The 12857-nt window shown below is 72.9% G+C and carries 12 protein-coding genes; 6 read left to right on the top strand and 6 right to left on the bottom strand.

What is annotated here, in order from left to right:
* Positions 1 to 233 (top strand): integrase core domain-containing protein (locus ACZ4UB_RS30930; protein ID WP_468075246.1); only part of this gene is annotated, 233 nt, incomplete at its 5' end.
* Here ACZ4UB_RS30930 and ACZ4UB_RS30925 read toward each other — a convergent pair.
* Complete coding sequence (locus ACZ4UB_RS30925) at positions 230 to 913, bottom strand: TetR/AcrR family transcriptional regulator C-terminal domain-containing protein (RefSeq protein WP_468075244.1); 684 nt, start codon at positions 911 to 913, stop codon at positions 230 to 232. The genes ACZ4UB_RS30930 and ACZ4UB_RS30925 overlap by 4 nt on opposite strands.
* A gap of 127 nt (positions 914 to 1040) precedes the next feature.
* Here ACZ4UB_RS30925 and ACZ4UB_RS30920 point away from each other — a divergent pair, with 127 nt between their 5' ends.
* The 4 genes from ACZ4UB_RS30920 (at position 1041) to ACZ4UB_RS30905 (ending at position 4558) form a co-directional block, all read left to right on the top strand.
* Positions 1041 to 1721, top strand: coding sequence for a DUF4386 domain-containing protein (locus tag ACZ4UB_RS30920; RefSeq protein WP_468075242.1), 681 nt, complete (start codon positions 1041 to 1043; stop codon positions 1719 to 1721).
* A gap of 46 nt (positions 1722 to 1767) precedes the next feature.
* Positions 1768 to 2316: a hypothetical protein gene (locus ACZ4UB_RS30915; protein WP_468075240.1), complete on the top strand. Its 549-nt coding sequence runs from the start codon at positions 1768 to 1770 to the stop codon at positions 2314 to 2316.
* A gap of 155 nt (positions 2317 to 2471) precedes the next feature.
* Positions 2472 to 2996: a SigE family RNA polymerase sigma factor gene (locus tag ACZ4UB_RS30910; RefSeq protein WP_354382079.1), complete on the top strand. Its 525-nt coding sequence runs from the start codon at positions 2472 to 2474 to the stop codon at positions 2994 to 2996.
* Positions 2997 to 3103: 107 nt separating this feature from the next.
* A complete protein-coding gene (locus ACZ4UB_RS30905) occupies positions 3104 to 4558 on the top strand; it encodes a hypothetical protein (protein ID WP_468075237.1) in 1455 nt (484 codons plus the stop codon).
* A gap of 115 nt (positions 4559 to 4673) precedes the next feature.
* On the opposite strand, the gene ACZ4UB_RS30900 is transcribed toward ACZ4UB_RS30905, so the two are convergent.
* Both ACZ4UB_RS30900 and ACZ4UB_RS30895 read right to left on the bottom strand, forming a co-directional pair.
* The gene (locus ACZ4UB_RS30900) at positions 4674 to 5261 is read right to left on the bottom strand and encodes a GNAT family N-acetyltransferase (RefSeq protein ID WP_468075235.1); all 588 of its coding nucleotides are present in this window, start codon (positions 5259 to 5261) and stop codon (positions 4674 to 4676) included.
* 56 nt (positions 5262 to 5317) lie between these two features.
* The gene (locus ACZ4UB_RS30895; protein ID WP_468075254.1) at positions 5318 to 5929 is read right to left on the bottom strand and encodes a TetR/AcrR family transcriptional regulator; all 612 of its coding nucleotides are present in this window, start codon (positions 5927 to 5929) and stop codon (positions 5318 to 5320) included.
* Positions 5930 to 6138: 209 nt separating this feature from the next.
* On the opposite strand from ACZ4UB_RS30895, the gene ACZ4UB_RS30890 reads away from it, so the two are divergent.
* Entirely contained in the window at positions 6139 to 7170 is a 1032-nt protein-coding gene (locus ACZ4UB_RS30890; protein WP_468075233.1) for an alpha/beta hydrolase family protein, read from the top strand.
* On the opposite strand, the gene ACZ4UB_RS30885 is transcribed toward ACZ4UB_RS30890, so the two are convergent.
* The 3 genes from ACZ4UB_RS30885 to ACZ4UB_RS30875 are packed head-to-tail and all read right to left on the bottom strand — an operon-like array spanning position 7161 to position 12839.
* Positions 7161 to 8231 carry a hypothetical protein gene (locus ACZ4UB_RS30885; RefSeq protein ID WP_468075231.1) on the bottom strand — a complete coding sequence of 357 codons (1071 nt, stop codon included), beginning with the start codon at positions 8229 to 8231 and terminating at the stop codon, positions 7161 to 7163. The genes ACZ4UB_RS30890 and ACZ4UB_RS30885 overlap by 10 nt on opposite strands.
* Complete coding sequence (locus ACZ4UB_RS30880) at positions 8228 to 9646, bottom strand: CHAT domain-containing protein (RefSeq protein WP_468075229.1); 1419 nt, start codon at positions 9644 to 9646, stop codon at positions 8228 to 8230. The genes ACZ4UB_RS30885 and ACZ4UB_RS30880 overlap by 4 nt, the downstream gene beginning before the upstream one ends.
* Positions 9647 to 9650: 4 nt before the next feature.
* Positions 9651 to 12839, bottom strand: a complete 3189-nt coding sequence (locus tag ACZ4UB_RS30875) for a tetratricopeptide repeat protein (protein WP_468075227.1) — start codon at positions 12837 to 12839, stop codon at positions 9651 to 9653.
* Positions 12840 to 12857 lie beyond the last annotated feature (18 nt).

The raw sequence follows: 12857 nt of genomic DNA, 5'->3' as shown, positions 1-12857 counted from the left end.
CCACCGGCAAACTCACCCGCGCCTACCGGCCCCAGACCAACGGCAAAGTCGAACGCTTCAACCGCACCCTCCTGGAGGAGTGGGCCTATCTGCGGGCCTACACCTCAAACCAGGAGCGGACCGAAGCCCTGGCAGACTTCCTCCACACCTACAACCACCACCGCTGCCACACCGCACTCCACGGTAACCCACCCATCAGCCGTGTGAACAACCCTGCGGGTCAATACACCTAGGGCGTCCGGGTGGAGGTCCAGCCCTCGCGGCGGAGGGTTTCGAAGCCGTTCAGGAGGAGGTCCAGGGCGAATTCGAACTCGAACTGGTCGTCGCAGCCGCCGCTGACCGTGGAGCCCCCGTCGTGCGCAGCCGTCGACGCCAGTTCCGCGATGTGCGGGTAGGCCGCGGCCAGGGCGGGGTCCGGAGGTCCGGAGGAAGCCGAGGTGTCGAACAGTTCCTGGCTGAAGCCGAGCAGGCGGCTGCCCATCGCGTGCATGACGTGGTGCGTGAGGTCGGCCGAGAGGCCGCCGCTCCGGAAGGTTCCGGCCATCGAGTCCAGGTACGCGAGCACGGCCGGGGTGGGGCCGGTCCGTGACTCGATGACCCGAGCCGCCCACGGGTGACGCAGCAGGGCTCGGCGGGCCGAGAGGATCCGGTCGCGCACGACGCGCCGCCAGTCGGGGTCCACGGCCGGCGGGTCGACCTCGCCGACGACCGCGTCGGCCATGCCGTCGAGCAGCTCCTCCTTGTTCGCCACGTGCTTGTAGAGGGCCATCGGTACGACGTCCAGCTCCTGCGCGAGCCTGCGCATGCTGAGCGCCTCGATGCCGATGGTGTCGGCGAGCGCGACGGCGGCGCGCAGGACGCGGTCCCGGTTCAGCGGGACCCGTTGCGTGTGCGTGGCTTCCTGCCGGGTCACTTCGGCCGGGCTCCTTCCCTCTCGACAGCTTCTCGAACTCCTTCTCCTTGACGAGTGTACGTCGTACACCTATGGTCGCCAGAAGGTGTACGGCGTACACCTCCATCGAGCGAGGGGTAGCGAGAAGATGAGTCCGGACCGGAGAACCGCGGCGGCAGCCGGGGTGCTGTTCCTGCTGACCGAAGTCGCCGCGATCGCGGGGGCGGTTCTCTACCGCCCCCTGCTGGGTGCGGTGGACGGCCGCCTCTCCCAGGGCGCCGATACGCGGGCACTGCTCGGGGTGCTCTGCGAGGTGGTGCTGGTGGTGGCGGTGGCGGGCACCGGGGCGGCGCTGTTCCCCGTCCTGCGGCGCCACGGCGAGGGGCTCGCGCTCGGGTACGCCTTCGGGCGGCTGTTGGAGGCGGCCGTCATCGCGCTCGGGATCGTCTGCGTCCTGGCCCTCGTCACCCTGCGGCGGGACGCGGGGGCGGCGGACGGCGCCGCCGGCGCCGATGCCGCTCTGGTGGCCGTGCACGACTGGACGTTCCTGCTCGGCCCCAACATCGCCCTCGGCCTGAACACGGTCCTCCTCGCCTACCTCGCCCACCGCGCACGTCTCGTTCCGCGCTTCGTCGCCGTGCTCGGGCTGATCGGCGGTCCGCTGATCTGCGCCTCGGCCGTCGCCGTGATGTTCGGGGCCTACGCACAGCTCTCCGTGGCGGGGTCGGTGGCCGCGCTCCCGGTGTTCGCCTGGGAGTTGGCGCTGGCCGGCCGGTTGATCGTCAAGGGCTTCGGGCCCGGCCCGGAAGCCGTGCGGGTCGCCGAGTAGCCCCAGCGGCGCGCCCCGGTCCGCAGGCACGCCATAGGGTGTGTGGGTGGACCGTTCCGACGCTGTATCGAAGACACGTTTTCTGGTCCTGAACGACTACGGCATGGGCGGTACCTGGTGGTGGGTCCACGCCCGGTCCGAACAGGAGGTGCTGGAGACCTTCGCCGATGTGGAAGTCGTGCATGCCGGGGCCACCCGCGCGGAGGCCGAGACCTGGGGCCTCGACGAGGCCGACGTCGACGGACCGGCCACACCGCCCGGCTTGGCCAAAGCCCGAGCCGAACGAGAGGCCCAGCGCGGTATGCCGGGCTTCGGCGCCTTGGTCGGCCGGGACCCGCTCTATCTGAGCCGCCGGTGGGACGAGGACGACGACCCGATGACCTACCTGATGGAGGTCGGCCCCGACGGTCGTCGGCTCCGCCAGGTCGAGCTGGCCGAGGACGGAGCGGCCTATCGGAGCACCCCGGAGGACTGGCCCTTCAACCCGCCGTGGGTGGACCGCTACGACCCCGCGTGGATGCCGTTCGTGATCGGCCAAGAGGAGTTCGAGGCCCAGTGGACCCGGGCCCTCCACGATCCGAGCCGCTGGGATTGAGGGTCGGCCCCGAAGATTCCCCTCGGGGCCGACCCGCCCCGTGGTGCGTGCCGTCGCTGGACGCCTGAGTTCCGTTAATTCCCTTCCCACGAGGTGAAACATTCCCCTCCTCCCGACGCGTCTATGGGGTGAGTCGGAAATGAGGGGGGACGGGGATGCGGCAAGTGCGCAGGGAGGGGTTCCGCGAGTTCGCGGAAGGCCGGGCGGGGAGTCTTTACCGGTCGGCCTGTCTGCTGGCGAGTGGGGACACCCATCTCGCCGAGGACCTCGTGCAGGAAACCCTGGGCCGGATGTACCTGATCTGGGGGCGGACCTCCAGTATCGACAATCCGGCGGCGTACGCGCAGACGGTGCTGGTGCGGGAGTTCCTCAAACACAAGCGCCGGCGCTCCGCGGGGGAGCGGCCCTTCGCCGTTCCGACCGACTCGGGCGGTGCGACGCCGCTCCCGGTCGCCGGGGCCGATCCGGCCCTGCGGCTGACCTTGCTGGAGGCCCTGGGTCACCTGGCCCCCAAGGACCGGGCGGTGCTCGTGCTGCGGTACTGGGAGGACCGCAGCGTCGAGGAGACCGCGGAAGCCATGAACGTCACCTCGGCGGCGGTGCGCACGCGCAGCTCCCGCGCGCTCGCCCGTCTCCGGGCGGAGTTGGGCGGCAGCCTCAGCGTGTTCGTGGCCACCTGAGGACGGGGGACCCACCTACGCGATGTGCCACCCGTCGATCCCGTCACGTCCGCCGCCGGACCACACCGGCGCGTGTTTGCCCACTACCACCCGGAAGGTGATTCGGCATGCCCTTTGAAGATGAGCTCGGCGCGGCCCTGCGGAGCGCGGGGGACGGATTCGTCCCCGGTCGCCCGGACTTGGTGGCCGCCGGCGAGCGGCGCGGCCGCCGACTGCTGGCGCGTCGCCGGGCCTCCGTCGTCGGCGGTTCGGCGCTGGCCCTGGCCGTCGTCGGATCCGTCGGCGCCTACGGGAGCGGCCTGATCGCCGTCGGCACCGCGAGCGACAACAGGCCGAACGTCGCCACCGCTCCCCTCCCCAACACCCAGACGGCCGCCGCCTCCTCCCCGACCGCCGGACAGCCGGGCGGCGGGGTGACCGCGGCCCGACTGATCGAGATCTACCGGCAGTTGCTGACGGACGGCCGCGTGAGCGACACCGCGGCGACCGTGCCGAGCGGCGCCGACCCGTCGCCGAACGCGGCGGTGGCCGGCGTGTACGACGACGGCAAGGGCCGCGCGGCCATCGCCGTCGGCCTCTCCCGCACCGACCCGCACGGGCAGCCGGCCGAGGACATGCTCAAGTGCCCCGACCGCAAGGTGGTCCCGTACGACGCCTGTACCGTCGAGACGCTGCCGGACGGCGGCAGGTTGAACATCTTCCAGGGCTACGAGTACCCGGACAAGCGCGAGCCCACCAAGCTCTGGCGGGCGATCCTGGTCACCCGCGAGGGCTACCAGGTCGACGTCTCCGAGTGGAACGCCCCCGCGGAGAAGGGGCAGCCCGTCTCCCGGACCAACCCGCCGCTGACCAAGGCGCAGTTGAAGGCCTTCACCACCTCGGCCCTCTGGCGCCAGGTCGCCAGCCGGCTGCCCGCGCCCCAGCAGGCGCCGTCGGGAACGGCCTCCGCCACCGATACGGGAACCGCGGCGGCCCCGGGCGCCTCCACCGGCGCGAGCACCGGCACCACCGTCGGCTCGACCCCCGAGCGGGCCAAGGGTGCGGGCGGCTCCACCGCCGGCGCTGCGCAGCCGTCCGGCGGAACGGTCCAGACGCCCGATCCGGGCGACGCCGGCCGGGGCGACTCGGACGAGGACAGCGTCCACTACGGCCCCACGGTCGCGGTCCTGGAATCCCTGGTGCCGAAGTCCGGCATCAAGGTCCTGCGCAGGGCCGGGCAGCCCGGCTTCGGCTCGCTCGTGCTCGATGACGGCAAGGGCGCCTCGCTGGTCCAGGTCAACGTCCAAGAGGACATGGGCGACGCCCTCAAGGACCGCTTCAACGGCGCGAGCGTCGTCGTCCTGCCCGACGGCACCCGGGTGCTGTCGGAGCAGAAGTCGGGCGAGAAGGGCGGCTCGGGCGTGCTCTGGTGGAGCGTCGACACGTTGCGCCCGGACGGGCGCCGCGTGGTCGTGTCGGCCTTCAACACCGGCGACCAGGCCAAGGCGGCCACCCGCGCCAAGCCCCTCTTGACGATGGCGCAGCTCAAGGCCATCGCCCTCGACCCGAAGTGGTTCGCCTGATCGCCCACCCGTAGTTCCGCCCGGTGGTTGCGCCCGGGTCGGGATCTGCCCGCAGCAGATCCCGACCCGGGCGGGCGCCGTCGCCCCTGGTGGCGGCGGACCCACCGGCGCGGCCTCAGATGTCGCCCTGGACCAGGGCGTGGAGATGTTCGTCGTGCCACCCGTCGGCGTGCAGCAACGCACTGCGCAGGGTGCCTTCGAGGGAGTACCCGGCCCTGTCCGCCACGCGGCAGGAAGCCGTGTTGGCCACCGCGTGGCACAACCGCAGCCGATGCAGACCGAGATCGTCGAGCGCCCACCGGCTGACGCGTTCCGTCGCCTCCACGGCGACGCCCGCGCCGCGCGCCGCGGGCAGCAACCAGTAGACGATCTCGGCGCTGCCGCCCTGCAGGTCGATGTCGCCCCACCCGATCAGCCCCGCAGCCCCGCCGCCGGGCCGGGCGATGGCCCAGATCGCGCTGAGCTCGGCCCGCCACCGCTGCCGCATGCGCTCGATCCTCGTGCCCGCCTCTTCCGCGGAGCCGACCAGCAGGCGGTTCCACTGGCGGATCGCCGCGTCCTGACCGGCCGCCACCAGCGCATCGGCATCGCTGAGGCGCCAGGGACGCAGCTGCCAGCCACTGGCCAGCGCGAGGACGGGCTGCTCCATGTCGGCCAAACGGCCTGCTGGAACGACGTGCGGTATGGCCGAGGAAGAGATCATCGCGGCATCCTGCCACATCACCCACCGCGCGACCGGCGCGTGGGGTGCCGCCGGCGTCAGCTCCCGGCGCCCGTCGGTCGCCGCAGCCCCCGTAGGAGCAGGTCGATCAGTCGGCGGGGTGCGTAGCGGGGATCGCCGTCCTGCCCGATGCACAGGTTGCCGATGCCGCGCATGAGTTCGTACGGCTGGATGCCGGGCTCGATCTCGCCGGCGTCGGCCGCGGCGTCGAGCAGGTGGCCGCAGACGGGCATCAAGCGGTCGAGGAAGAGCGTGTGCAGCGCGGTGAAGCGGTCGTTGTCGGACTGGAGGGCGTCCGCGAGTCCGTGCTTGGTGACCAGGAAGTCGACGAAGAGGTCGATCCACCGGCGCAGCGCCTCGAACGGGGACGCGACCTCGCCCAGGAGGCGCGGGCCCGCCTCGGCGCACGCCTCGATCTGGTGGCGGTACACGGCGGTGACGAGGTCCGCCCGGGTCGGGAAGTGGCGGTAGAGCGTGCCCAGCCCGACGCCCGCCCGGGCCGCGATCTGCCGGATCGGCGCATCGATCCCCGAGGTCACGAACACCTCCGCGGCGGCATCGAGCAGCGTCTGCTGGTTGCGCACCGCGTCCGCCCTCTTGCTGCGCGCGGACGCCCCTTTGGGCTGATCCGCCCGGTCTGCCCGGTCCATCCGGTCCGGCCGCTCCGGCTGGTCCGACCGATCCACAGTGGCCATCACGCACTCCGTCCAGGGGTCATTGACGAAACGGAACAGTGATCCGTATCGTAAGTGGAACAACGATCCGCTTTCAGCCTAGCTGACGGCGGGCGCTCCGCCCTACCCATCGCCGGCCGGGTACGACGACCGGCGGCAGGGGTCCATCGAAAGGCACGCTCACCATGAGCACTCCCGCACGCACGAACGACGTCCTCGGCTCGGCCGGGGCGGCGCCCGCACCCGTCCTCTCGGTCGCCCCGGTGGTGCTGCCGGCCCCCGGCCGCACCGTCGACCTACAGGTCCGCGTCTCCGCCCCGATGACCGGGAGCGAACTGCCGGTCATCCTCCTCTCGCACGGGCTCGGCCACTCGAACAACCTCTCCTCCCTGAACGGCTACGCCCCGCTCGCGCACTTCTGGGCGGCGCACGGTTTCGTCGTGATCCAGCCGACGCACCTGGACTCCAGGACGCTGACCCCGGATCCCGGCGCGCCCGTGCCCGTAGCGCACTGGCGTACCCGGGCCGAGGACATGAAGCGCGTCCTGGACGGACTGGACGCGATCGAGGCCGCCGTCCCGCAACTGCTCGGGCGTCTCGACCGGAGCCGGATCGCCGTGGCCGGGCACTCGATGGGCGGCCACACCGCGAGCCTGCTGCTGGGCGCCCGGCTCACCGACCCGCACGACGGAAGCGAGGTGGACCTGGCCGATCCGCGGATCACGGCGGGCGTGCTGCTCGCCGCACCCGGCCGCGGCGGGGACGCCCTCACCGACTTCACCGTCGAGCACTACCCGTTCTTCCTCACCACGGACTTCTCCACGATGACGACCCCCGCGCTCGTGGTCGCCGGAGACCAGGACGCCTCCGCCTTCCTCACGGTCGCCGGCCCCGCCTGGCACACCGACCCCTACGTGCTCTCCCCGGGCCCCGCCTCGCTGCTCACCCTGTTCGGCGCGGAGCACGGGCTCGGCGGGATCTCCGGATACGACGTCGCCGAGACCACGGACGAGAACCCCGAACGGGTCGCCGCGGTCGCACGCCTCACCTGGGCCTACCTGCGCAGCACGCTCTACCCCGGGGACGACGCGTGGCAGACCGCCCAGGACGCGCTGACCGTCGGCCCGGAGCCGCTCGGGCGGGTCGCGTCGAAGGAGGAGTCGAAGGAGGAGTCGAAGAAGGAGGGGAGCGGAGCGCAGAGGCGCGATCAGCGGTAACGGGAGCAGTCCGCCAGGGACAGCAGCAGGTGCGCGGATTCGGGGCGCAGGTGGTCGGAGTGGGCGCCGCCCAGCTTCACGTGCCTGCCGCGCACGTAGAAGGCGGAGGCGTCGACGCTGACGAACCGGTGGTCGAGCGCGTCGAACGGGTAGCGGTGAGTCGTCGGCAGCAGGTGGATCCGGGAGGGTTCCCGCGGGACCGGAGCCATCCCGCTGTGGCCGATGCCCCGCTCGTGTTCCGCCCGTAGGTGCCAGAAGCCGGTCGCCCGGTCGTGACGGGAGTACGTCGTCACGACCGGGCCGCGCAAGGGAGCCCCGTCGTGCTCGCCGGTGGCGGCCGGCAACAGGGCGGGGAAGAGGGAGCCGAAGGCGTCCCGTGGCGCGGCCATCTGGAACAGCAGCATGCTGTCGGCAGTGAACGGGCGGGACGGCAGCTCCTCGGCCAGGCTCCAGCCCAGCGTGTCGCCGAGCGAGGCCTCCGCGGCCCACTGCACCGCTTCGCACAGGAAGCGGCAGCCGAAGGAGTGCCCCACCAGGTGCAGGTACTGGCCCTCGCGGTTGGCCATGACGGGAGAGTCGCCCGGGTCGGGGCGCTCCGCATCCAGGTAGCCGAGCAGTCGGCCGAGCACGTGCGCGGCGTGCCCGGTGCCGCCCCGGGCGCCCATCGCGTGGGCGCGTTCGCGGATCATGTGGTAGCCCGTCCGGCCGGGACGGCTGGACGACGGCCAGCGCACCACCACCGTCCAAGGGCGGAAACCGGCTTCCGCGACGTACGGATAGCGGTACGGGGCGGCGCCGAAGGCCCGCGTCGCCAGTGCCTGGAGCCGCGCGGCCGCGCGGGCGGCCGCCCGCGGCGGGGTCTGCCACCCGTGGACGTAGACCACGATGTCGGTGGCCCAGGCCGGTGGCGCCAGCCGCTCGGCGAAGTACGTCCGCAGGTGGTGCTCGGCGACCGGTTCGCCGGTGTCCTCGTCCAGCAGCCAACCGCTCTCGTCGAGGTCGACGGCCGAGATCGGGGCAGCTCCCGGCCCGGTGGAGGCGTGCGTGCGGCGGTGGGTCATGCGTGCTCCGTTCTGCCGGCCGGGCGGTTCCCGGCCGGCCGGCCCTCGGCGGCGCTGATCTCGGCGGCGCGGATCTCGTCCGGACGTCCTGGCTCCGGCACCCGGTGCGCCTCGGGGAGACGGATCCGCGTGTCCATGCCGCAGTGCAGGGCGTAGGCGAGGCCGAGCGGGTTGCGATACTCGGCGGCGAAGTGCCGGGCCAGCTGCCAGACGATCCGGCCCGCCGTGTCCTGGGGACCACCGCGCAGGAAGCGGTGCAGGAACGCCCGCGCGTACTCGGCGGCGAACGCCTGCGGCATGTCGATCTGCGGCCCGAGCACACCCTGCGCGCCGTAGTGGATCAGCACCCGGCCGAGGAAGGAGCGGTCGGCGTCGGCGGCCACGTTGCCCGCCTGGCAGGCGTTGAGGAGTACGAAGGGGTGGAAGGTCCCGGTGCCGTGTTCGGCCCGGACCTCGATCACGGTCTGCCCGTCGAAGGGGATCTCGTCGTGCAGCCGGATGACCAGATGGGGGGCCTGCGTGCCGTTCGCCTCGAAGCCGCCGTGGCCCCAGAAGTACATCAACTGCTCGTCGACGTCCGGCCTGCCGAGGTCGCGCACGAGGTCCGCGTACGTGGTGCGGACCGCGCACCGGTTGCCCTCGGTCAGTGCGGCGGCGACCGCGTGGGCACAGGTCTTGGGGCCGATCGTGGGGTTGTGGTTCAGGCTCACGGATATCGGACCCGCGGCGGTGGGCTGCGGCAGCCGCAGCCACTGGTAGGCGTCGCCGGTGTGCTCGATCTGGTGGCGGTGGCCGAGGAACAAGGAGAAGAGTCCGTCCAGTTCACCGGCCGGGGTGGCGACCCCGGTGGGGGCGTGGGCGAGGTGGTGCGGCTTCACGCACAGCATGGGCCACGGCAGGTGGAAGTCCTGGGAGTCGAAACGGATCCGCAGCCCCTCGCCCGCCAGCATCATCGCGAGGTAGTTGCGGAACATCTCGACGCGTTCGTCGTTCCCGCCGAGCAGCACGTCGAAGAGCAGCGATGCTCCCATGCCCGTGAGGCGGGACACGGTGTCGGCGAGCTCGTCGCCCGGTTCGTGGCGCAGATCGGCCGCCGTCGCGTACGGGCGGCGTCGATCGGCCAGCGGCCGGCCCTCGGAGTCCTTGGGCTGGTAGTCGACGAAGACCTGGTTCCAACGGCGGCACAACCGGGCGGCGGAGGAGCGCACGTCCCCGGGACTGGCGGACAGCACTACCTTGTGCTCGCCCCCGCGCAGGGTGGGTAGCGCGGGGCCGGACATCCGGGCCTGGATGCGGCCGCCGTCGAGCAGGTCGAAGCTGATGCGGAGATCGGGCTCGACGGTCTCCAGGTGGGGCAGCCGTCGGTAGCCGTCGCTGGGGTCCTGGACCACCCGTACGGGCAGGGGAGTGGGCATCGACTCACTGCCGCCCGCGTCGCTCGGGCGCCGGTACGAGCGCTTCCTCGTCCTGCGCGGCCCCGGTCAGGGTCAACTCGGTCTCCACCTGTTGCAGTGCGGTTCCGCTGGCGTGTTCGTACAGCGTGAACCTGATGACGTGGCGGCCGGGACGGCGCGCGAGGAAGGTGAACTCCACGTCGTGGACCTGGTCGTAGAGGACCCGGGTCGGTTCGATGCGGGCCGCTCCGAGCGCGGTCGCCACCACCTCCAGCGGCGGAAGGCGCCGGGCGTCGGGCACGGCCCAGGGGTGCCCCGGGTCGGGGTGCAGGCGCAGGGCGATGCGGATGGGCCGCGCGACGCCCGGGTCCTCGTCGTCGAGGAGGGTCAGCCCGACCCGGCAACCGGGCGCGCCCGGTCCGGCACTGCCGGCCGCGCCGCCGCTGCCGCCGCGCTCGCTCGTCTGGCCGACCATGGCCTGCCAGTACGCGAGGTCGGCGCGGGTGGCGAGCGTGTCGGGGTGGTCGTGTCCGAGGATCCGCATCCGGTCGTCGAGCACGTGCTCGTAGGCGGCGGCCGCGGCCGCGGCCTCACCGGCCTGACCGCGCCACCAGGCGAGGTCGGCGCGGGTGGCCAAGGTGTCGGGGTGGTCCGGGCCGAGGGTTCTGAGCCGGTCGTCGAGCACCTGCTCGTACGCGGCGGCCGCACGCGTGGCATCGCCGGCCTGGCCGCGCCACCACGCGAGGTCGTGCCGTCCCGCGAGGGTCGCCGGATGATCCGGGCCCAGCACCCTGCGCATGAGGTCGAGGAGCTCCTCGTACGCGGCGGCCGCGCCGGCGGCGTCGCCGCCCTCGCCGCGCCACTGGGCGAGGCTGTGCCGGGCGGTGAGGGTGGCGGGGTGGTCGGGGCCGAGCACTCGGACGAAGTCGTCGAGCAGCTCGGCGGTGGTGGTGGCGGCCTCCTCGATGTACCCCGCCTTGCCGCGCCACCAGGCCAGGTTGTGCCGGGCGGTGAGGGTGGCGGGGTGGTCCGGCCCCATCACGCGGTACAGGTCGCCGAGCAGGTCGGAGGTGGCGGAGACCGCTTCGGTCACATCGCCGGCGTGCCCTTGCCACCAGGCGAGTTCGGCGCGGGTGGTGAGGGTTTCGGGGTGGTCCGGCCCCAGCGTCTCCCTGAGCCGCTCCAGTACCTGCCGGTAGGCGTCCAGGGCTTCCTGGATCCGCCCCGACTCCCCGAGCCAGAAGGCCGTACGGCTGAAGGCGACGAGGGTGTCGGCATGGCTTGGGGAGAGGAATTCGGCCCCGGCCGCGGCGAGCATGTCGAAGTAGCCCCAGGCGGCGCCCACTTGCCCGCTCGCCCCGAGGCTCTCGCCGGCCCGGAAGAGGACCGGGTGGGCGTGCCCGCCGCCGAAGAGGGAGCGGAGCGCGTGGTCGGTGAGTGCGGAGACGTTGGCCCGCAGCGCCTGGGCGAGCGTGCTGTCGCGGGCGACCGGCGGCCAGGCTTCGAGCAGGGCGTCGGCCGCCGCGACGGCGGCGGTGTCGAGCTCGTCGGCGGTCAACGACTCGCGGGTGGTGCGCTGCACGGTCTCCAGGACGCGCACCGCCTGTTCGGGTTGGGCCGGGTCGTGGTCGATCAGGCTGAAGCGGTGCAGCGCCCGCAGGGCGAGGGTCGCCTCGTCGGTGGTCGGCGGAGCGGGCTCGCGTTGCCGCGGCGGGTCGGTGGTGCGCTGCGCGGCGAGGAAGCGCAGCGCGGGAGGGCCGGTCAGGACCGGCTCCGGAACGCCGTTCGGGTCGAGCAGGGACAGCAGCCGCAGCATGGGCCGGGCCAGTCCGACCGGCCGCATCTGGTTGGCGCTCTCCACCGACAGGGACCAGGCGGCGGCCAGGGTGGTCGTCTGGTCGTCGGGCAGCATCCCGGAGGCGGGGGTGAGGTCGGCGAGGCCGGTCGCCCGGTCGGCGAGCCGACGGCGGTAGTACGCGCAGTCCATGCCGGCGTCGATGAGGTAGGCGGCGGCCTGGCTCAACGCCAGTGGCAGGTGGTCGAGTTCGGCCGCCAGGGCTCGTAACTCGGCGCTGTCCTCCCGGCGGTCGTGGACCGCGAGCCGCTCGGTGAGGTAGGCCACGGACTCCGCCTCGGTGAACACCCCCGCCGGCACGACCCTGTTGCCGCCGCCGTACAGCGAAGCGTCCCGGATGCGCGTGGTGACGAGAGCCCGGCCCTGCGGGTGGTCCGGAGGCCACAGCCCGCGCAGGTCCGCCGGGTCCGCGACGTCGTCCAGCACGACCAACCAGCGGCACTGCTGGACACCACCGGCGGGCCGGTTCGACAGCCAGGCCAGGAACCGCTGCGCCGCGAGCTCCGCGTCCGGATCCCGGTCGCCGAGGATGTCGGCCGCCGCCTGCGCGTATCCGGCGACGACGGAGGCCCGCGAGCCGGCGGTCAGCCACACCAACAGGTCCGCGCCCCGCGCCGGGAGGACCCGGGCCGCCAGGTCGGCGGCGGCCTGTGTCTTGCCGACGCCGGCGGGGCCCATCAGGACGACGGTTCCCGAGGCCCCGAGGGCCGACTCCAGGGCGCCGACCGTCCGCGTACGACGGAACGCGTCGGCCCGTCGGGGCAACGGCCCGATCCGGTGCGGCCAGCTCGGCCGGATGTGCCCGCCGAGCGTCACCACGCCGATGTGGGAGCTCTGGACGATCGTGGCGTCGCCGGTGATCGCGATGGACGGCCCGGCATCGCCGCCGCCCCCCTCGGAACTGGCCCGGGACGGGCCCGCGATGCGGTGCTGGTCACCCACGATCACACCGCTGAGCACGACGCGACCGGTGTTCGCCACGACCGGCCGCTGTACGTGTGTCCCGGAGACGAAGGTGGATCCGATCTCGGCCAGGAGGGTGCGCAACTCGGTGACCGAGAGGGCGCTGTCGGCCGGGTCCTGGTCCTCCAGCAGGCTCTCCAGCCGCGCCTGCCACACGTCCTTCCAGACGTGCCGGGACTCTTCGAGGTCCCGGTCCGGCGTGCCCGGAGGGACGGCCCGCAGCTCGTTGGCGGTCCGTTCCAGGCGCTCCAGTTCCCGGTGCTCGCGGTCGGCGTCCATGCGCCCCAACAGGCGGGCGAACCGGTCGCGGATCTGGTTCCAGAGCTCCGTGTCCGCGGCAGCGATCAGGGCGCTGCTCGCCTGCGCCGCCAGTAGCGCCAACTCCGCACCAGCCATCCGCGTTTCCCCTGCCCT

The sequence above is a fragment of the Streptomyces sp. NPDC028419 genome, assembly GCF_055565515.1.
The sequence above is the reverse complement of the archived record's forward strand: the minus strand, read 5'-3'. Positions and strand labels throughout refer to the sequence as shown.